General features: G+C 55.8%; 16 protein-coding genes and 2 pseudogenes. 12 read left to right on the top strand and 6 right to left on the bottom strand.

The features are described 5' to 3' along the window. Positions 1–35: 35 nt before the first annotated feature. Both AC2FFE_RS02590 and AC2FFE_RS02585 read left to right on the top strand, forming a co-directional pair. The gene (locus AC2FFE_RS02590) at positions 36–761 is read left to right on the top strand and encodes an SDR family oxidoreductase (RefSeq protein WP_480543854.1); all 726 of its coding nucleotides are present in this window, start codon (positions 36–38) and stop codon (positions 759–761) included. Further along, positions 758–2,377: an FGGY-family carbohydrate kinase gene (locus tag AC2FFE_RS02585; protein WP_496821137.1), complete on the top strand. Its 1,620-nt coding sequence runs from the start codon at positions 758–760 to the stop codon at positions 2,375–2,377. The genes AC2FFE_RS02590 and AC2FFE_RS02585 overlap by 4 nt, the downstream gene beginning before the upstream one ends. Before the next feature lie 86 nt (positions 2,378–2,463). On the opposite strand, the gene AC2FFE_RS02580 is transcribed toward AC2FFE_RS02585, so the two are convergent. After that, positions 2,464–3,522, bottom strand: a complete 1,059-nt coding sequence (locus tag AC2FFE_RS02580) for a LacI family DNA-binding transcriptional regulator (protein ID WP_480543852.1) — start codon at positions 3,520–3,522, stop codon at positions 2,464–2,466. Between the two features lie 139 nt (positions 3,523–3,661). Between AC2FFE_RS02580 and AC2FFE_RS02575 the strand changes: the two genes are divergently transcribed. The 7 genes from AC2FFE_RS02575 (at position 3,662) to AC2FFE_RS02545 (ending at position 11,219) form a co-directional block, all read left to right on the top strand. Beyond that, positions 3,662–4,648, top strand: a complete 987-nt coding sequence (locus AC2FFE_RS02575; protein WP_480548201.1) for a substrate-binding domain-containing protein — start codon at positions 3,662–3,664, stop codon at positions 4,646–4,648. A gap of 63 nt (positions 4,649–4,711) precedes the next feature. Continuing rightward, entirely contained in the window at positions 4,712–6,217 is a 1,506-nt protein-coding gene (locus AC2FFE_RS02570) for a sugar ABC transporter ATP-binding protein (RefSeq protein WP_496821138.1), read from the top strand. After that, complete coding sequence (locus AC2FFE_RS02565; protein ID WP_496821139.1) at positions 6,210–7,217, top strand: ABC transporter permease; 1,008 nt, start codon at positions 6,210–6,212, stop codon at positions 7,215–7,217. The genes AC2FFE_RS02570 and AC2FFE_RS02565 overlap by 8 nt, the downstream gene beginning before the upstream one ends. Next, positions 7,214–8,206: an ABC transporter permease gene (locus AC2FFE_RS02560; protein ID WP_496821140.1), complete on the top strand. Its 993-nt coding sequence runs from the start codon at positions 7,214–7,216 to the stop codon at positions 8,204–8,206. Before AC2FFE_RS02565 ends, AC2FFE_RS02560 begins: the two co-directional genes overlap by 4 nt. 2 nt (positions 8,207–8,208) lie before the next feature. Continuing rightward, entirely contained in the window at positions 8,209–9,057 is an 849-nt protein-coding gene (locus AC2FFE_RS02555) for a sugar phosphate isomerase/epimerase family protein (RefSeq protein ID WP_496845757.1), read from the top strand. A 61-nt stretch (positions 9,058–9,118) separates the two neighbouring features. Continuing rightward, positions 9,119–10,546, top strand: a complete 1,428-nt coding sequence (locus tag AC2FFE_RS02550) for an FGGY family carbohydrate kinase (protein ID WP_496845756.1) — start codon at positions 9,119–9,121, stop codon at positions 10,544–10,546. Further along, positions 10,539–11,219: a class II aldolase/adducin family protein gene (locus AC2FFE_RS02545; protein WP_496845755.1), complete on the top strand. Its 681-nt coding sequence runs from the start codon at positions 10,539–10,541 to the stop codon at positions 11,217–11,219. The genes AC2FFE_RS02550 and AC2FFE_RS02545 overlap by 8 nt, the downstream gene beginning before the upstream one ends. A 152-nt stretch (positions 11,220–11,371) precedes the next feature. Here AC2FFE_RS02545 and AC2FFE_RS02540 read toward each other — a convergent pair whose 3' ends face one another. Next, positions 11,372–11,677, bottom strand: coding sequence for a hypothetical protein (locus AC2FFE_RS02540; protein WP_496845899.1), 306 nt, complete (start codon positions 11,675–11,677; stop codon positions 11,372–11,374). On the opposite strand from AC2FFE_RS02540, the pseudogene AC2FFE_RS02535 reads away from it, so the two are divergent. Continuing rightward, positions 11,600–12,243, top strand: a pseudogene (locus AC2FFE_RS02535) (IS6 family transposase). The gene AC2FFE_RS02540 and the pseudogene AC2FFE_RS02535 overlap by 78 nt on opposite strands. A 432-nt stretch (positions 12,244–12,675) precedes the next feature. On the opposite strand, the gene AC2FFE_RS02530 reads toward AC2FFE_RS02535, so the two are convergent. The 4 genes from AC2FFE_RS02530 to AC2FFE_RS02515 form a co-directional block, all read right to left on the bottom strand. Next, entirely contained in the window at positions 12,676–13,083 is a 408-nt protein-coding gene (locus AC2FFE_RS02530) for a hypothetical protein (RefSeq protein WP_496818767.1), read from the bottom strand. Between the two features lie 103 nt (positions 13,084–13,186). Further along, complete coding sequence (locus AC2FFE_RS02525; RefSeq protein ID WP_496845754.1) at positions 13,187–15,745, bottom strand: TRAP transporter permease; 2,559 nt, start codon at positions 15,743–15,745, stop codon at positions 13,187–13,189. Between the two features lie 97 nt (positions 15,746–15,842). Further along, a complete protein-coding gene (locus tag AC2FFE_RS02520) occupies positions 15,843–16,835 on the bottom strand; it encodes a TAXI family TRAP transporter solute-binding subunit (RefSeq protein ID WP_496818765.1) in 993 nt (330 codons plus the stop codon). Between the two features lie 150 nt (positions 16,836–16,985). After that, on the bottom strand, positions 16,986–17,900 hold the full coding sequence (locus tag AC2FFE_RS02515) for a LysR family transcriptional regulator (protein ID WP_496818764.1): 915 nt from the start codon (positions 17,898–17,900) through the stop codon (positions 16,986–16,988). A gap of 129 nt (positions 17,901–18,029) precedes the next feature. Between AC2FFE_RS02515 and AC2FFE_RS02510 the strand changes: the two genes are divergently transcribed. Beyond that, entirely contained in the window at positions 18,030–19,103 is a 1,074-nt protein-coding gene (locus AC2FFE_RS02510; RefSeq protein ID WP_171669730.1) for a tartrate dehydrogenase, read from the top strand. A 119-nt stretch (positions 19,104–19,222) separates the two neighbouring features. Beyond that, positions 19,223–19,947, top strand: a pseudogene (locus AC2FFE_RS02505) (IS5 family transposase). Positions 19,948–20,025: the final 78 nt, after the last annotated feature.

The raw sequence follows: 20,025 nt of genomic DNA, 5'->3' as shown, positions 1-20,025 counted from the left end.
AAAACGGTACAGTTTGATGTAGAGGAGGCAACTGAATGGTTGATCTGGCGGGCAAGGTGATCGCGATAACGGGCGCTGCGTCGGGGATTGGGCTGGCTTGTGCCAAAGAGTGTATCGCGGCAGGGGCCACGGTTGCTTTGGTTGATCGGAATGAAGCGGCACTAAAGACAGTTTGCGATGACTTGGGGGACGACGCTTTTTCAATCGTTACAGACGTTGCGAGTCCTGACAGCGTGGACCAGATGCTGCCAGAAATCCTCGGAAAAGCGGGGCGTCTGGACGCGTTCCACGCCAATGCTGGCGCTTACATTGGTGGGGACGTTCTGGAAGGCGATCCGGATGCGTGGGATCGTGTTTTGAACCTCAACATAAATGCGGCGTTTCGCTCGGTGCAGGCGGTTTTGCCATATCTGGCCAAACAGGGGTCGGGTGATATCATCATGACCAGTTCCATCGCAGGTGTCATTCCCGTCGTGTGGGAGCCCATCTATACAGCCTCAAAACATGCGGTGCAGGCCTTCACCCACTCTGTCAGACGGCAGGTTGCCAAGCATGGTGTGCGGGTTGGCGCTGTTTTGCCAGGTCCTGTAGTGACCGCTTTGCTGGATGACTGGCCGAAGGAAAAAATGGAACAAGCATTGGCCGAGGGGAGTCTGATGCAACCCAAAGAAGTGGCCGATTGCGTGGTTTTCATGCTCAGCCGCCCCGCGAATGTCACGATCCGGGATCTTGTCATCCTGCCAAACGCGGTGGACCTATGAGCTGTTTTGTAGGCGTAGACGTTGGGACCGGCAGTGCCAGGGCGGGTGTTTTCGACAGCAACGGCACATTGTTTGCCAGCCGAAAGCAAGACATTCAAATGTGGCGCGACACCGGCGATATAGCCGAGCAGTCTTCGACAGACATCTGGCAGGCTGTGTGTGCCTGTGTTCGAGGCGCGGTTGAGGAGAGTGGAATCGAGGCCTCGCAGGTCAAAGGTGTTGGTTTCGATGCGGCGTGTTCAATGGTCGTCCTGGACCAGACCATGCAACCGCTGAGCATCAGCGCCTCGGGTAAGGCCGAGCGCAACGTAATCGTTTGGATGGACCACCGGGCCAAGGATCAGGCCGAGCGTATCAATGGACTGGGCCACCCCGTTTTGGACTATGTTGGCGGGCGGATTTCTCCTGAGATGCAGACGCCCAAGCTGCTGTGGATTAAAGAGAATATGCCGGACTCCTTCCGCAGCGCCGGCCAATTCTTTGACCTGCCGGATTATTTGACATGGGCCGCAACAGGGTCACTGGATCGCTCCGCTTGTACGGTGACATGCAAATGGACTTACCTGGCACATGAACGTCGGTGGGATGACAGTTATTTCAACCAGATTGGTCTGTCAGAATTGCCATCTGAGGAGTATGCCCGTATCGGGCAGGAGATCGTGGCCCCCGGGACACCTCTGGCACAGGGATTGACCGCTCAAGCCGCATCGAGCATGGGGTTGCTTGAAGGTACACCCGTTGGCGCGGGTTTGATTGATGCTCATGCCGGGGGTATCGGCACCGTAGGCGCTAATCCCGAAACAGGACCCGAGTCGACGATGGCCTATGTATTCGGAACGTCCGCCTGCACGATGTCGACTTCAAAGACTGCGCACAAGGTTCCGGGTGTGTGGGGGCCATACTATTCGGCCATGGTGCCGGGAATGTGGTTGTCAGAAGGGGGGCAATCCACGGCCGGGGAAGCGATCGCGCACCTAATCACGAGCCATCCATCAAGCAGCGACGCAACCTCCCTCGCGCAAGCAAAGGGCATGTCGCTGCAATCGTTTCTTTTGCGCGAGGTCGAACGGCGCGTGTCAGATGCAAGCGATGCGGTCCGACTGGCAGGGTCCCGGATAATTGTCCCGGATTTTCTGGGCAACCGGGCACCTTATGCCGACCCGGACGCAACCGGAATCGTTTCTGGCCTAACGCTGGCAAATGATAGCGATGACCTCATTGCAACCTATGTCGCTGCAGTGCTTGGGGTAGGTTATGGGATGCGCCAGATTATGGAGGCGCAAGCCGCACATGGTGTTCATCCTTCGACCGTCGCGATTAGTGGTGGAGCAGGGGAAAGCGCCACGATCAAGCAACTTTTGGCAGATGCTAGCGGCGCTCCTGTTCTATCGACAACTTCACCTGAGCCGGTTCTGTTGGGTGCAGCCATGCTAGGTGCTGTGGCAAGCCAGCCAGAAACGTCTCTTGAGGAGGCAATGGCGAGGATGTCGTCAGAAAAGGATCGGTTCTCACCAAAATCTGGCGTGACCGCACAACTACATGATGCCCGTTACGAGGCTTTTAAGGGTCTGCAAGACGTTGAACGGCGTCTACGTCAGGAATTGGCAGCACCTTAAGGGCTAAGTACATCGCGTTCCGGAAATAGTTTTTGAACTTCTTCGGCACAGCATTTGAGCCCAAACGGCGAACTGGGAACTATTCGCTAAATCTGTGACGAGGAGGCGGTGTCGCAGCCTGTTTTGTCAGATATGACAATTGGCGCAATCTGGATGATTTCAGGTTCATGGGGTGGTTCACCATCAATAATCCTGAACATCGTGTCCACCATCGCCGAGACATCCTGTCGAACGGAGAACAGATTCTGCGCCATATACTGAGCAAACGGATCCCAATCAAAGCTTCCAAACAGAATTGTGTCTAGTGCGGCCCTGTCATTCTGCGCCAACCAATCAAATACACCCTCCAACGATATCGTCGAGTTTACGAACATCGCAGTCGGCATTCGGCCCGTTTCTTTCAACTTTGCGGCAAATGCGGCCTTAGACTTGGCGGCTGCGTAGCCGCAGGCCAGTATGTTCTCGTCCAAAGGTCTAGCCCCTGCGTCCGAGACCGCATCACGGAAACCGCGTATTCTTTCGCTTGTGTTGTGATCGGTCGGGCGGCCGCCCAGGAACAGAAACTCGTTCTGCCAATCCCGACCTTTTGCTTGCGCATGTTTTATCAGGGCTGCAGTCAATCTATATGCGCCTGTGTAGTTGTCGGAAATGATAGAAGTCGCTACTGTACCGGGCAGATCAAGGTTGATCGTTGGAACGCCCTGCGCCTTGCAAATCCGGGCGATGGTATCGGGGTCAGAGGCACCGGCACAGACGATCCGGTCTACATTGTACGACAGCATCTGCTTGACCGTCGCAAGTTCCAGCTCTGGTTCACGATGTGTGCAAGAGGTCATGGGCAAAAGCCCTCTGGCACGGGCCGCCATTTCGAAACGTTCGGCGATCGCGCCGAAGTAACGGTTGTCGTACATCGGAATAATCATGCCAATCATGCTTGACCTGACGCTGCGAAGGGCGCGGGCCTGCATATTGGGTGCATAGCCCATTTCGTTTGCGATTTGCTGAATCGTCTTGGCGCGCTTTTCACTGATGCGTCGATTGCGCCATGAGCCGTTCAGAACAGCACCAACAGTACTGGCCGAGGTGCCAGCCCGGTCGGCGATGTCGTAAATCGTGACCTGTTTCTTAGTCTCGGTTGTCGACACCGAAGATTCCCCTTTGACAAGATTAGTGTGTTCCATATAGCCTTTGCACCATCGATTGCGCAACAAAGAACAACCGATGGTGCAGTTTGATTTTTGCTGTGCGCTGTCTTTTCGGCGCTGGCCAACCTGGGAGGAAACTATGAAACTTAGACCGATACTCGCAGCCTCAGTCTGCGCTTTTGCTCTTGGTGCAACCAATGTCGCTGCTGAGACTACTATGGGAATCGTCGTCAAAATTGGAGGGATCCCTTGGTTCAACGCTATGGAAGAAGGAATCAAGGAACGTGCCGGTGAGCTGGGTGTCAGCGCCGAGATGATCGGACCGACCTCAGCCGACCCGGCCCTTCAGGTTCGTGCGATTGAAGATCTCATTGCGAAGGGTGTGGATGTCATCGGCGTGGTGCCCAACGATGAGGCGGCGCTTGAACCCGTGTTGCAGAAGGCCATGGACGCCGGGATCAAAGTGATCGCGCACGAAGGGCCCGGGTTGAACAACGTGGATTGGAACTTCGAACTGGCTTCTGCAGATGGATTCGGTGAAGCGCATGCCAAGCTTCTTTGTGAGAAAACCGAAGAGCCGGGTACTTATGCCGTTTACGTGGGTTCACTGACTGTACCGCTTCACAACGCTTGGGCGGATGCCGGCATCGCATGGCTGGCTGAGAACTGCTCTGACAAGTTGCAGCCGGTGGGTGATCGTTATGGCGTTGCAGAAAGTGTTGATGACAGCCGTTCAACCGCACTTGACCTGATCGCAGCCAATCCTGATTTGCGTGGCTTCCTTGCCTTTGGCAGCCAAGGTCCGATCGGGGCAGGGCGCGCGATCGAGGAACGTCGCTTGGGCGGCAAGGTCCATGTGCTTGGGCCGTTCTCACCCGGTCAGGGCCAGAAGCTGCTGAAAGAAGATGTCATTTCTGGCGGGTTCATGTGGAACCCAGCTGAGGCGGGCCGCGTGTTTGTCACTTTAGGCGACATGCTGGTGAACGGCGAAGAAATCTCGGAAGGAACCGAGATCGAGGGATTGGGTGTTGTCAGTCCGGATGCCGCAACCCGCAACATCATCACCGATAACCTCTTGGAGATTAACAAGAGCACTGTTGACGAGCTGGCTGCCAAGGGGCTCTGATACGATTTAATGTTGATTTGGAGCTCCGCGCATCGCGGATCTCCATTCAGACTAAGAACACACATGAAAACTGATCCAGACAAAGCCCCGGCGCTGAGGCTTCGAAACGTCTCGAAAACCTTCGGCGGCGTAAAGGCGCTGCAATCCGTTGATTTCGAAGTGCGTTCGGGAGAGGTGCATTGCCTTGCCGGAGAAAACGGTTGTGGCAAGTCCACACTGATCAAGCTTGTTACTGGTGTGTATACAGCTGACCCTGGCGCGGAATTGCAACTGTTTGGTCAGCCAGTTGACACGATTTCCCCGACGAAAGCCCGAGCGTTGGGGATCGCGGTTATTTGGCAGGATCTTGCGCTATTTCCGCATATGACCGTCGCGGAAAACATCGCTTTTGATGAGATGGTTGGACTGGTGCCGCGCCTGACGTTCGGACGTCGCTATAAGACCCGCGTACAGGCAGTGCTTGATCGCCTGAAGGTGCCGTTGAACCTGGATACACGACTGGGTGATTTGCCAATTGCGCAACGTCAGATCGTTGCGATTGCGCGGGCGTTAATGGGCGACGCACGTCTGGTGTTTATGGATGAGCCGACGGCGTCGCTAACCCAAAGCGAAACGGATTCATTGCTAGAGGTCGTTCGCACGCTGTCCTCACAAGGTATTGCTGTCGTCTTCGTCAGCCACCGATTGGCAGAAGTGATCGACATTTCAGAGCGGGTCACAGTCCTGCGCGATGGCAAGCTTGTCGGCGTCTATCCGACCGAGGGTATGACGCAATCCCGTCTTGGCGAGCTTATGACCGGGGCGCTTTTGGAGAACACGGTCAGCGCTCAGGACCGTTCTCAGGCGGAGCCGGTTCTGGAAACCGTTGGGTTAAGTCGGCACGAAGAGTTCTACGATGTTTCCCTTACCATCCGGCGTGGTGAAGTTCTGGGTTTGACGGGCTTGATCGGAGCCGGCCGCACGGAACTGGCCCTTGCACTAATTGGTATGAAACCACCCGATGCGGGTGAAATCCGGATGGAAGGGTCGTCTGTTCGATTTGCCTCGATCCGCGACTCTATCGCGCGCGGTGTCGCTTATGTTTCGGAAGACAGGCTGTCCTTGGGGCTTATCCAGCCGCAATCAATCGCGGATAACACGTCTATTTCAGTGCTTGATCGCATTCTCAATGGGTTCGGATTGCTATCCCCCAAACGCCAAACCGATCTTGTTTGTCACTGGATCGATGAACTTGCCGTCAAGATTGGGCAGCCGGAGGATGCTGTCTCGACGCTGTCAGGCGGCAACCAGCAACGGGTTGTACTGGCAAAATGGCTGGCAACCGAGCCGCGGCTTTTGATCCTCGACAGCCCAACCGTTGGTGTGGATGTCGGGGCCCGGGCGGGCATCTTTCGCATCGTACGACATTTGGCCAAAGAAGGGCTGGCGATCCTCTTGATCTCGGACGAGGTGACCGAAGCGATGTTCAATGCGGATCGTGTGCTGCATATGGCGGATGGGCGTATTGTGGGCGAATACGATCCACGGGCGACCAGCGTTCCCGAACTTGAGGCACGTATCTATGCGTGACTTCTTTCGTGATCATCCCGTCGAGGCGCGCCTCAGTGTTGTGTTGCTTTTGATGATCATTGGTTTGTCGCTTGGTACGGACACCTTCCTGACGTTGGGCAACATCACGTCGTTGTTGAACAATAACGCGGTGAACCTGATCTGGGCGGTTGGCCTGCTGGTCGTCCTGATTGCTGGTGGCATCGATATTTCTTTCGCGGTCGCGGCTTCGGTCGTTCAGTATGTGGCCGCGCAGGTTTTCATGGGCATAGGGGGCGGAAACTGGGCGGTGGGTTTTTTGGTCGCGGGTCTGCTTGGGATCGGTCTTGGAATGATCAACGCCCTTCTGATCCACGGGTTTCGGGTGATTTCTATTGTTATCACCATTGCCACCTTCAACGCGTTCTTTGGGTTGCTGATGTTCTTCACGAAAGGTCGAAACATCTACAACCTGCCGGATTGGTGGACTGATCGTATCTTCATCTTTGAACGACAAGCTTCGGATGGAACCTGGTCGGAACTGAATCTTTCAGTTGCCGTCATGATCGGCTGCGTCGTCGCGACTTGGGGCCTCATCCGTCTGACCACACTGGGCCGCCAGCTTTATGCATTTGGCGACAACCCCGAGGGAGCAAGGCGCGCGGGCGTGAATATCTGGCAGATGCAAATTGTCGCCTTTGGATGGTGCGGTATGATGGCCGGCATAGGGGGGCTGATGCAGGTGAACATTGCCCAAGAAGTTGTTCCAAATGCGCTATACGGTCGAGAACTGGACGTGCTGGCTGCCGTGGTCCTCGGTGGGGCTCGACTTGGTGGTGGGCGAGGCACTGTTCTTGGGTGCATTCTTGGGGTGATGTTTGTCGCGATTACGCAGAACGGTCTGAACCTTGTTGGAATCTCGCCCTTTGCATTCCAAATGATCATCGGCGCGGCGATCCTGCTGGCTATCTCATCATCGAACCTGAGTTTTGGGCGGCTCCCACGCGATACCACAGCTGTCGCAAAGGTGGGAACAACATGAGCTTGCGCGAGAAATTGAACGCGGCATTTGGTGCGGAAACCTTGCCCCTTCTTGTCTTTCTCGGCTTGGTTTTTCTGACGTTTTCCTTCGCTACCCCTTTGTTTCTAACAGGTGCCAACCTGCGCTCGATGGCGTTTCAGATGCCGGTCTTGGGGTTGCTGACACTGGCAATGCTTGTGCCGATTCTTTCGGGTGGGCTGAACCTTGCCATCATCTTTCAAGCCAACATTTCGGGTCTCGCACTGGCTTGGGTTTTGATACAATTCGGAGGGCCTGATGCTGGACTGGGGGCTTTCGTGCTGGGTGTGGTGCTTGCCTTACTGGCGGGTGCTGCTTCGGGCGCTGTCATGGGCGTCGTCGTGGCTTATGTCGGTGCACATCCCATTCTGGTATCGCTTGCCATGATGATCTTCCTTCGCGGGTTGGGTGAGTTCCTAACCCGTGGAGGAGACATATCGGGATTTCCAGAGTACATGAACGTACTGGGCCACGGCAGCGTTATGGGCGTTCCAGTTCCGATGATCGTCTTTCTGGTGGCCGCGCTCATGTGGCATATCATGCTGAGACGATCACGACACGGGTTCTCGGTCTACATGATCGGTTCGAATATCCAGGCGTCTGAATATTCCGGCCTGCATACGCGCCGGACACTTGTCTTGATCTACGCGATTTCGGGCGTGATATGCGCCGTTGCCGGGATTTTGATGGCGGCGCGATTCAATTCTGTCCGAGTTGGCCATGGCGAGGCCCTACTGCTGGTGACAGTGCTGGCTTGTTTCCTGGGCGGTATCGATCCATTTGGCGGGTTTGGGCGTGTTCTACCGGTGGTTCTGGCCTTGATTATCCTGCAAGCACTTTCATCAGGTCTGAACCTGATCGGTGCCAACCAGCATTTGTCCACCGCTGTCTGGGGATTGTTTCTGATTGGCGTGATGGCGCTGCGCTGGGTTGGTGAGCGGTGGCGAGACAAACGACGAAGAGGGACATGATCATGGAAGGTTTCGGCGTACATACCAGCATGTGGACCATGCATTGGGATCGTGATGGGGCCGCGCGGACGATACCCGCTGCGGCTGCCTACCAGATGGATTTCATCGAGATTGCCTTGCTGGATACCGGCGTTGTGGATGCAGCTCACACGCGCGACTTGCTCGAAAAACACGAAATGCGAGCAGTCTGCTCGCTCGGACTGCCTGAAAAAAACTGGGCATCAGTTAATCCAGACGGCGCAATCGAGCACCTTGTCGACGCTATGAACATGGCCAGTAAGATGGGTGCCGAAGCCCTTTCCGGCGTCACATATGGCGGCATCGGAGAACGCACAGGGGTCCCACCCACGCAGGCAGAATACGATAATATTGCTCAGGCTTTGGAGGGGGCCGCGAAACATGCCAAGACCCTTGGGATCGCCTTTGGTATCGAGCCGGTAAATCGTTACGAAAACCATTTGATCAATACAGGTTGGCAGGCGGTCGACATGATCGAAAAGGTGGGGGCCGACAACATCTTCATCCATCTCGACACGTATCACATGAATATCGAAGAAAAGGGCGCGGGCAACGGTATCCTCGATGCACGAGAACACTTGCGCTACATTCATTTGTCGGAAAGCGACCGCGGCACACCGGGCGAGGGGACCTGTGACTGGGACGAAATCTACGCCACTCTAGCCGCGATCGGCTTCAAGGGGGGGCTTGCGATGGAAAGTTTCATCAACATGCCCCCTCAGATTGGGTACGGTCTTGCTGTGTGGCGGCCTGTTGCCCCTTCCTTCGAAGACGTTATGGACAAGGGGTTGCCGTTCCTCAGGAACAAAGCGGCCCAGTACCGCCTCATATGATGACAGCAGCAGATTCAGTTGGGGATGCAAGAGGCGGTGTAATTGCTGACGTGCTAAGCTTTTGACCGGAAAAGGTGATATCGCTGTTATCGATGTTGGCAAGACCAACATCGAGCTTTGGGTTGCCAGCAAAGACGGCACTTTGCTCGAGAGTCGGTCGACCCCTAACTCGGTTCTGGACGGTCAGACCTGGCGATACCATGACTTGGAAGGCACTTCGATCTGGTTGATCACAACGCTTGCAGAGCTTTGCAAGCGGTACCCAATCTGGACGATTGTTCCGGTCGGGCATGGGTCAGGCGGGGTACTTGTGGGCTCGGACCCAGACGGAGCCGGTGCGGGACAAGCCTTGCCGATGATCGATTATGAGCAGGCATGCCCTGCTGACATTGATGCAGAATATCGCAAAAAAGCGGGAACCTTCGAGGATCGCGGTAGCCCGGTGATGATGGCCTCCACGCATGCAGCGCGTCAGTTGCTTTGGATGGAACGCATATACCCGGCAGAGTTTTGCAACGCTCGGCACTTTCTGAACATCGCGCAATTTTGGGGTTGGTGGCTGACCGGAGTCGCGGCCTCTGAATACTCGGCAATGGGGGCGCAGTCGCATCTGTGGAATGTACCGCAGCGACGGTGGACGCCGATTGTTCTGGAGCAAGGTTGGGAAACACTTATGCCAGAATTCAAGGCGGCCTGGAACCCTCTCGGACCGGTGCGTGAGGACCTTGTGCAGCGATTTGACTTACCTCAGGACATGGTGGTGTTGACCGGAGCACATGACTCCACGGCCAACTTTTTCCGCTATCTGGCCGCGCAGGTTAAAGATTTTGCACTGGTTTCTACGGGAACCTGGGTTGTCGCTTTGTCACGTGAGGTTGAAACCAGAAAACTTGATCAGTCACTTGGCACCACGATTAACGCAGATATGGATGGCAACCCGATCGGTGGGGCACTGACGATGGGTGGGCGAGAGTTTTCCACCATTGCCGGAGCAGATACAATCAATGAAGTTGCCGAACAAAAGGTCGTGGCGCATCTGATCGAACGGGGCACGATGGCCATGCCGAGTTTTGGTGACAATGACGGGCAGTTTCCCGGCTCAGCCAGACGAGGTCATATTGTCGGTGCTCCTCCAGAAAACCAAGCTGAGCGCGCGGCGCTTGCGGTTCTGCATTCTGCATTGCTGACAGTCACCTGCACTGATGTCTTGGACGGAGGCTCAACGCTCATCTTGGATGGCACGTTTCTGAAGGACCCAATGTACGCGCAAATCGTCGCGGCCTTGCGTCCGGGCCTTCGCACAGAAGCGTCGCATGAAACTCATGGTGTTGTCGCAGGTGCGTTGCAACTCGCACGCAGGGCGTCGGGTAGCCCATCGACGCCTCTGACGCTTGAACCGGTCGTACCCATTGTACTGCCGGGCCTGACGGAATACGCGACGCAATGGCGCGAGGCCGCAAATCGACAAGGAGGCCAATCTTATGACTGAACAAGATCTACGCGAGCGTATGGTTGAGACATGTTTGAAAATGAACTCCACGGGGATTAATCAGGGCACGGCCGGAAATCTGTCGGTCCGTTTCGAGGATGGGTTCCTGATAACACCGTCGTCTTTGCCCTATGACAAGATGATTCCCGACGATTTGGTGGAAATGGATTTCGAAGGCACCTATGTCGGGCGCAGGCCATCATCTGAATGGCGTTTCCATCGGGATATTCTGAAAGCCCGCCCGGATATCGATGTCGTGTTGCATTGCCACTCGGTTTACGCGACGACACTTGCCTGCCATCACCGACAGATTCCGGCTTTCCACTATATGGTCGGAGTGGCTGGCGGAACGACCATCCCTTGTGCCGAATATGCCACCTTTGGAACGCAAGAGCTGTCTGAGGCGGTGCTGGATGCGCTCAAAAGCAGAACGGCGTGTCTGCTGGCTCAACACGGGCAGATCGCGATCGGCAAGACATTGGACAAGGCTCTTTGGTTGGCGACAGAGGTCGAGACTTTGTCGCGACTTTATGTGCAGGCGCTACCGCTTGGGGAACCGCCGGTTTTGTCGAATGAAGAAATGTCACGTGTGATCGATCAGATGCACCGAATGGACTATGGCGTTGGACCAGAGCCTGAAGGCAGCAACGACATCGCACTACCACGCGGCTAGTGTTTGCGGACATCATTGTAGCGCCCTTGTGAGAAGGACTTCATTTGTGACGTGTAGGGGGCTTTCTTAGCCTACGTATGTAAGAATACAGTCGGTATCTAGGATACCGATACCAGGTCAGCCCGTCCTTGGTTCAAAAAGCGGCGCGCCCACTATGGCTCTGCTCGGAAGGCACCGAGGGCACTGGGCAGCAGGCGCAGCACCATACCGCGATCAAGGCCGTGCGGATTGTGGCTCGCGGAACCAGACAATGATTGTTGGGTCTTGTCAGAAGAACTTTGGTTGAGCGGGGCAGGGGTGTTGCGTAGCTTTTGCCCATGACCAACCCTGCTTCTTTCAAAAACTTCAAAACCAGTCCCAAGATCATTCGCCTTGCGGTGATGCTGTACATTCGTTTCCCGCTCTCGCTTCGGAATGTCGAAGATCTGTTGCACGAGCGAGGCATCGACGTGAGTCACGAAACTGTCCGGTATTGGTGGAACAGGTTTGGCCCGGTGTTTGCCGTTGAGATCAGACGGAAGCGTGTTCAGAAGCTACGCGCATTTTCGAAATGGAAGTGGCACATGGATGAGGTTTTCGTGAAGGTAAATGGCAAGCGTCATTATCTTTGGCGGGCTGTTGATCACAAAGGCGAGGTGCTGGAAGCCTTTGTCACCAAACGCCGAAACCAAGCTGCATCACTGAAATTTCTCAGGAAACTGATGAAGCGACACGGCAAAGCGGAAAACGTCGTCACGGATCGCTTCGCATCGTACCGGGCTGCTCTCAGAGAAATGGGCGCGCTGGAAAACAGCTGACAGGAACGTGGCTCAACAACCGCGTCGAGAACTCGCACCTGCCGTTTCGACGACGCGAACGCGCGATGCAACGGTTCAGGCGCATGCGAAGTTTACAGAAATTCGCCTCTGTCCATTCCTCTGTCTACAACCACTTCAATCAGGAAAGATCGCTAGCCAGCCGAGACACCTTCAAGCTGATCCGCGCCGCCGCTCTTGCCGAGTGGCGTCAACTTTGTTCCGGATAGGTTCGCGGTTTCCGCGGCAAACTGAGACTGGTTCGAATTCGTCTGACAGCACCGCCACCCATACCCGTCTAACTTCAGTTGTGCTTTCTGACCCGGAATTGTGCCGCAATTCCCGCGAGTTGACGCATGTGCTTTCAATCAGAGACGGAGCAGACTGTACATTCATAGGACAATTCAGGCGCGGGTCTCAGTGTCGCATTATAGCGAGGTCGCTTTGGGCCAGATTTCCCTGATACCCGGCAATTTACAGGGAATTTTCTTTAGATGGGTTTAGAACTTAGAGTTTCACATGTCAGAACTGTATGTTTTTCAGAGGCTTATAATGCAGATTCCCTAAAAGGTGGAACAGGGAAATTTCTCGCGCTAACAGGGAATTGGTCCGCCGGATCAGGGTGGGCGAAACCTGCTTCAGGGACGCAGGATCTGGAGCTATCAAAAGCCGAACAGGCGTTCCTGTTCGGTCCAGTCAAATGGGTGGGTCACGCTGACCAGACGCTTGAGTGTGAGTTCGGGCGGCTGTGTGCCGTCGAGAATCGCAGCCTGAATCTTCGGGGAGAGAAAGGCGAGATGGGCGCGGGTGCGGATGAAGGCGCCGGGGACGCTCTCACGGCGTGCGATCTCCATCAGTTGAACTCCGGCTTTTAGATCGCGCGCCCAGCCATGGGCGCGGATCAGCATGGACCGGAGGTGGGGATCAGGTTGGGGTGCCATATCTCCGGCGATGACCTTGACCTCGACGCCGCGCCGTCGCAGATCGAAGGGTGCGGTGATGTGTTTGAAATCTGGGTGCAGATTATCAGCAGCAATGCCAAGCGCGCTTGCCAGGGTTCGATGGTTCAATTCGAGGTCTGAAGCACAGGAAACGCTCTCTCATGCCGTGGACCCAGGAAACGCTCAGCTCGACACCGCCAATTGAGCGGACCGGAGGGAAACTGCTGACGCGTTAGTCGGCGCCTCTCATCGGAATGGGCGCATCAGGGTCTGGATGGAAGAGGCGCTGCACAAACCACGTCACGACAGCCAGTCCGACGCCAATCAGATCGGTCAAAAGCCCCCCAGATATCAGGAACAGTGCGGCGATGATCAGGAGGCCGCGGATGAACCAGGCTGAGCGCGCCCCGACGAACCACCCCTGCACGCCGCTGGACAGCAGGAACACACCGATGACGGCCGTCACACCTGCGCGTAGGATTTCGAGCGTCGTGCCATCCATCAGGAGCGCCGAGTTGTAGAAGAACATGAACGGCACAATGAAAGCGGCGATGCCGATCTTGAACGAGGCTACCGAGGTTTCTATTGGGTTGGCACCAGATATCCCTGCGGCCGCATAACTGGCCAGTGCAACGGGAGGGGTGATCGCGGAGAGAACCGCGAAGTAGAACACGAAGAAGTGCGCCGTGAGCTGGGGGATACCAAGTTGCACAAGGCCAGGTGCAACCACGCTTGCTGCGACGGCATAGGCCGCGGTCGTGGGCATACCCATACCGAGCAGGATTGCAATGCACATCGCAAAGAACAAAGCCAGAAGCTGGGACGCAGCGGCAAGATCAAGGAGGACCGCAGAGAAACGCGCGCCGACCCCTGTGAGGCTGATGACGCCGACAATTATTCCTGCGCAAGCGCAGACCGCGATGATTTGGATCGACATGACGCCCGCGAGTTCGAACGCCTTAAGTATCGAGCGCAACCCCATACGGTATGGGGTCAGCCAACTGACGACCACTGCCGCAACGGTGGCGAGCGTCCCGGCGCGGATGACTGAGTAGCCAAGGAAGAGCGCATAGATAAGGATGATGATCGGGATGAATAGATAGACCTGACGGACCATCTTGTTAAATTTGGGCAGCTCATCCTCGCGCATGCCGCGCATACCGAGTTTCGCAGCCTCAAAATCAACCATGAGGTAGACGGAGACGAAATAGAGCACCGCTGGGATGATCGCCGCGATCGCGATCTCCTGATACGGGATACCCGTGATCTCAGCCATGATGAACGCACCCGCACCCATGATCGGTGGCATGATCTGCCCCCCTGTTGAGGCTGCCGCTTCGACTGCGCCAGCGGTCTTCTTATGGTAGCCGACCTTCTTCATTAGCGGGATCGTGAGCGACCCGGTCGCCACCACGTTGCCTGCCGAAGTGCCGTTGATCATGCCCATGAGACCAGAGGCAAAAATGGCAACTTTCGCGGGACCGCCCCGCGCGCGCCCCGCCGCGGCAAAGGCAAAGTTGACGAAGTAGTCGCCCACTTTGGAGGCCTGCAGGAACGCAGCAAAGATAATGAAAAGGATGATGTAGGTCGAGGAAACCGCTGTCGTTGGCCCAAGAATACCGGCATCGGAATAGACATGGCCGAAGAACCGCTGCCAGCTATAGGCGTTTTCCACTGCGAGGATGCCGGGCAACAGGTGGGCAGTGAAGGTGTAGATCAGGAAAACGCCCGTAATGATCACAAGCGCAAGACCAGTCACGCGGCGGGTCAATTCCATGACAAGCGCAGCGCCCGCAGTGGCGGCAAAGGCCACACCAATTGGTACTTCTGCCGTGCCCACCGAATTGCGAGCGGCAGTGGAGTAGACCACGACCAGATAGGCGGCAACGATCAGACCGCAAAGAGCCAAAACAATGTCGGACAGAGCGAAACGATCGCGCTCCACTCGATCGATCCAACCAATAACAATCGCTGCAAAGGTTGCCACGAGAAGTGGCACACCGAATTGCCAAATCTCAGCTTCGAAGATGCCTTCATAACTGGGAAACGCACCAAGGCGTTCGCTGCCTTCAGGCAGAGACATCCAAATCACGCGTCCTCCAACTTCGGCCGCGTCGCCTGAGCTCAGGAAATTGGCGAAGCCAATAACAGTATATGCTGACCAAGCAACCGGGATGAGCAGGGCGGCAGAGACCATTTGCAAGCCCGATCCACGTGCAACAAAGCCTGCACCAAATTGCCCAGAGGCGAACAGCAAGAACCCAAGCGCCAGGGCTCCGCCTATGTGGAGGATGCGGAAATTCCATGTCTCCAGTGGGAATTGCGGCAAGAACCATAGTCTCTCGGACCACGTTGTGCGCACTGCTCGCGCCTTACGCGTTAGAGCGGCGGCTTGGTCCCGTGCTGTATCTAGTGCGGTGATGCTGATGGCTATGTCGTCCGCGTTTTCAGCCGTTGACATAGTCTCATCTGCGAGCGCCTTGAGGCGGCGCACCGAATTCCCTTCGAACGCCTCTCCGGCCGCGCCAAGCGTTGCACGTAAATCGGAAAACGCCGCATCGGCGGCTGCATCGGCGCGCTCTGCTTGAATTGTCGTAGGCAAAGCAATGAGGTTCGACAACGAAACGCCGTTCAAGGCGATCATGTGCAGCGCGGCATAAATCGTGGCCACCGCAGCGACGATGAAAAGACTACGGCCTTCAAACAGACGACGGTTTCCTTCGATGGGCTCTTCGTCCACCCCATCTGCAATCAGGTGGTCGTCATCTTTTGCCGCGTCTTTCTGCGTCATCGTTCTGTGCTCCGCGTGTCCGTATGCCCGCAAAGTAACCGCGCCCTGAAAAGAGCGCGGATTCGTTTGTTTAGACTTGCCTCAGTAGCAAAAGTACCTAACCGCCGTGGACCATATCCGCCGGGATGTCAGCGCCCGCGTTTTCCATGAACCACTTTGCGGCACCGGGATGCCATTTCATCACACTGTTGCGGTCCCAGAACTCAGGCAGCGTCGAACGTGCCGCCTTGTGCGTGGCGACCATCCGTTCGTTGTCGGACATGACTGCATTCACGACCTCGAAAACGAAGCTTTCGGGGAGATCGCAATTTGCGATTGCGAAGTTCCACATCGATACGGAACGCGCCGGTGCATCGAGAGTTGTGTAAGTGTCGGCTGCGATATCGAACTGTGCCACCGGGAAAGCAGCGGTGATATTTGCCTGCTCCTCTTCGGTGAACTCGATGATGTTTACATCGGTTTGCACTTCGAGCTGCGACACGGCAGGGACAGGAACGCCAGCGGCAAAGGCGATCACGTCAAGCAGACCGTCCTGCAACTGTCCACCCAAATCAGACCAACCACCATTGCGGCGTTCAAAATCCACACCCAGCTCTTCCATCATACGCGGGAAGTAGGTGTCTGATGTCGATCCTGCCGGACCAAAGCCGATTTTCGCTCCGGCTGGAATGTCAGCGACGCTTTCGATGCCTGAAGACGACAGTGCGGTGATCGAGAACGGCGTCTGGTACATCGGGAACATGGCGCACGCGTTGGTCATTTGAAGACCCGGCGCGATTGGGTTGTTTCCAGCAATGGACTCGGCGGCGGGCCCCATAGTGGTCATGCCGAATGCCAGATCGCCCGCATGAACAAGCGACATGTTTTGCATGGGTCCACCGGTGACTTCCGCACCGCCAGCAACGCCGGTCGCCTCAGAAACGATGCCGCCCCAACCGGAGCCGTATCCGAAATATGTGCCACCCTGGGAGCCGGTCCCGATGGTGAAGCTTTCCGGCCAACCTGTGCGGTCCTGCGCCGAAACGTTGCCTGCAGCCGCCAACGTGATCGTCGCTACAACTGCAGCGGCCGTCGTATGTCTAATATTCATGTATTTCCTCCCGAGATCTGAACTCATGCAGCTGCAACGGTGCTCAAGCCGCATGTTTCGAATTGTGCAGAAGTTTTAATACGTCTGTTTTGCTTGACACCAGCACCTAGGATGCATCGGAGGTTATACAAATTATTGATATAATGCGCCTCAAGCGGTCCGTGAAAGCTCCAGCAAATTCTCTTGAAGAACTCGCAAGAAGGCGTCACGAGATTCATGTCGCGTTTCTTTGAGCCAAACTGCTGACAACGCAAGGCTCTGTTTTGCAATATCCGTCGACCCGTTCAAAGTAACAAAACTGACGCCCCCAACCGCCAGGCGCGAGGCCCACTTGGGAACAACTGCGAGTCCGACGCCTGTGCTGACTAGGCTGACGATCGTTTGTTTTTCTTCGGCGATTTGGGCGATCCGGGCTGTGTATCCTGCCTCGAGCAACAACTTTATCGTCAAATCGTGGCTATGCGGCCGCGAGCCGCGATCCGGAACAATCAATGGCTCATCGGCAAGGTCCGTCACGCTCACAGCTTTGCGTTTTGCGAGGCGATGATCCTCTGGCATGGCGACAACCGTTGTTTCCGAAAAAAGAGGCAAAAAATCGAGCCGACTGTCCGGCGCGTCCGGGGGACGCACGATCGCTATGTCCAAGCGGCCCGATAGCAGTCTCGGCAAAAGACGAATTGTTTTTTGCTCTAAGAGCTCAACGTCGATCTCGGGATAAGTTTCATGGACTTTCGGGAGCAGTTGCGGCATCAGCCCAGCAGCGGCACTGTCAATTGCGCCGATCCGGAGAATTCTCGATTTTCCGTGAGTGCCTTCACGAAAAGTGCGCTCCATCTGATCAGCTTGCTCCACCAAGTCGCGGGCCTGAGCGACGAACTCGCGCCCTGCATCCGTCAACGCTACATGTCGCGTTGTTCTGACAAGAAGTTGTCCACCGAGCCCCTCTTCCAAAAGTTTGATATGCCTGCCGAACGAGGCTGGGAGCATGCCAAGTTTCTGGGCGGCTCGGCCGAAATGCTGTGTCTCGGCCACGGCAATCAAACATCGAAGTTGGCGCAGTTCCATCTGGGTCTCATTATATCAATTTTTTATATGATACAGCTACGATTGCTTGTGGTCCAACAAACAAAGATACACTCAACTTCAACGCTTCTCACAGCGTTCCGAATGACGAAGCGTCTAAAGGGGAGTGATATGAAGACGTACAGAATCGCCGCTATTCCCGCTGATGGGATTGGACCGGAAGTCATTGCGGCGGGTGTCCAAGCCCTTGAAGCGCTTTCCAAGCGGGATGGCAACTTCCAGCTTGAGTTTGCCCATTTTGATTGGGGTTCGGAACGCTACAAGCGCGACGGCGCGTTGATGCCCGAAGATGGGACGGAGACGCTCAAAGCCTTTGACGCGATCTTTTTCGGTGCAGTTGGCGCGCCTGATGTTCCCGATCACTTGACGCTCTGGGGTTTGCGGTTGCCGATTTGCCAAGGCTTTGATCAATACGCAAACGTACGCCCAACCCGCATTTTACCTGGCATCCAGGCCCCTTTGGCGAATGTCGGGCCAGGGGATCTAGATTGGGTGATCGTGCGCGAAAACTCCGAAGGCGAGTATGCCGGGATGGGGGGGCGCGCGCATCGAGGCCTTCCGGAAGAGGTTGGAACAGAGGTCGCAGTTTTCACACGAGTCGGTGTCACCCGCATTATGCGTTATGCGTTCAAACTGGCCCAGTCACGCCCCCGAAAGCTGCTCACAGTGGTGACCAAATCTAATGCTCAGCGCCATGGTATGGTCATGTGGGACGAGATCGCTGAGGAAGTATCAAAAGACTTTCCTGATGTAACTTGGGACAAGATGCTTGTGGACGCGATGACCGTGCGGATGGTGAAATCACCTCAAGGCTTGGACACAATTGTCGCTACGAACTTGCATGCCGACATATTGTCCGATCTTGCAGGTGCACTGGCCGGGTCTTTAGGGGTTGCCCCAACGGCCAACATCGATCCGGAGCGGCGGTACCCTTCCATGTTTGAACCGATCCATGGATCTGCATTCGACATCACTGGTAAAGGCATTGCCAATCCTGTGGCAACATTCTGGACAGGAGCACAGATGCTCGAACATCTTGGTGAAACGGATGCAGCGCAAAGGCTCATGCGGGCCGTGGAGAAAGTGTGTTTGGACGGTGTCATGACACCTGATGTCGGCGGCCGATCCAATACACAAGAAGTGACGGACGCTGTCTGCGACGCAATTAGGGGCGATAATATTTAGTGCGAGTTCCACCAAGATACGTTGAACTCTGCACTATGTCTAGATTTCTGACAAATATTGCGCCGCTCAGCCCTATTCACTGATGTTCGACCAGAATCTGCCTTCTGTCTTTGGCGCAGATGGCGCGCCTTTAGCCCTTCTTCCCAAAGCCTCACGGCAAACCCCGCTTCGATGACCGGCGTGTGTTGAGTGGAATAATCTATATCAATCGCAATGGCTGAAGGTGGCGCGAAGCGCCGAGTGAATACGGCCCACACAAGACGCCCTACAACCGCTGGAAACGATGGAGCGACAAGGGCGTCTTCGCCCGAATGATGGAGGGTCTGGCTGCCGAGCAAGGCGAGGAGCAGACTATGATGATCGACGCTACGTATCTAAAAGCTCACCGAACAGCGGTCAGCATAGGCGTGAAAAAGGGGAGCGTGGACGCCTGATTAGTCTAACCAATGGCGGCATGAACACCAAGCTGCACGCCATTTGCGACAGCCAGGGCCGACCGCTCAACTTGTTGGTCACCGCCGGTCAGGTCAGCGACTATATCGGCGCGCGGGCATTGTTGAGCAGCCTGCCGGAAGTCGATCGGCTTCTCGGTGATCGTAGTTGTGACGCCGACTGTTTCAGAGAAGCGTTGAAAGACAGAGGGATACGCGCCGGCATCCCTGGCCGGAAACAGCGGAAGAAACCAGTGAAGTACGACAAGCGTCGCTACAAGAGGCGCAACCGCATCGAGGTCATGTTCGGAAGGCTTAAGGATTGGCGGCGCGTAGCGACCCGATACGACAGCTGCCCGAAGGTCTTCCTATCAGCCGTCGCCCTCGCTACGCTCGTTATCTACTGGCTTTGAGTCCTGACCCTAGTAGTTGCTGATGCCGGGTGCAGTGAATGACCGCATTGAGCCTAAAACCAATGTTGTTTGATAGTA

Source organism: Ruegeria sp. YTSA168, assembly GCF_059610045.1.
Note: the sequence above shows the minus strand (reverse complement) of the source record. Positions and strands in the feature narration are given on the sequence as shown.

Excerpts from the sequence above, each read along its gene's own strand:
- AC2FFE_RS02590 (WP_480543854.1), top strand. The coding sequence starts at position 36 with ATGGTTGATCTGGCGGGCAAGGTGATCGCGATAACGGGCGCTGCGTCG.
- AC2FFE_RS02585 (WP_496821137.1), top strand. The coding sequence starts at position 758 with ATGAGCTGTTTTGTAGGCGTAGACGTTGGGACCGGCAGTGCCAGGGCG.
- AC2FFE_RS02575 (WP_480548201.1), top strand. The coding sequence starts at position 3,662 with ATGAAACTTAGACCGATACTCGCAGCCTCAGTCTGCGCTTTTGCTCTT.
- AC2FFE_RS02570 (WP_496821138.1), top strand. The coding sequence starts at position 4,712 with ATGAAAACTGATCCAGACAAAGCCCCGGCGCTGAGGCTTCGAAACGTC.
- AC2FFE_RS02565 (WP_496821139.1), top strand. The coding sequence starts at position 6,210 with ATGCGTGACTTCTTTCGTGATCATCCCGTCGAGGCGCGCCTCAGTGTT.
- AC2FFE_RS02560 (WP_496821140.1), top strand. The coding sequence starts at position 7,214 with ATGAGCTTGCGCGAGAAATTGAACGCGGCATTTGGTGCGGAAACCTTG.
- AC2FFE_RS02555 (WP_496845757.1), top strand. The coding sequence starts at position 8,209 with ATGGAAGGTTTCGGCGTACATACCAGCATGTGGACCATGCATTGGGAT.
- AC2FFE_RS02545 (WP_496845755.1), top strand. The coding sequence starts at position 10,539 with ATGACTGAACAAGATCTACGCGAGCGTATGGTTGAGACATGTTTGAAA.
- AC2FFE_RS02525 (WP_496845754.1), bottom strand. The coding sequence starts at position 15,745 with ATGACGCAGAAAGACGCGGCAAAAGATGACGACCACCTGATTGCAGAT.
- AC2FFE_RS02520 (WP_496818765.1), bottom strand. The coding sequence starts at position 16,835 with ATGAATATTAGACATACGACGGCCGCTGCAGTTGTAGCGACGATCACG.
- AC2FFE_RS02515 (WP_496818764.1), bottom strand. The coding sequence starts at position 17,900 with ATGGAACTGCGCCAACTTCGATGTTTGATTGCCGTGGCCGAGACACAG.
- AC2FFE_RS02510 (WP_171669730.1), top strand. The coding sequence starts at position 18,030 with ATGAAGACGTACAGAATCGCCGCTATTCCCGCTGATGGGATTGGACCG.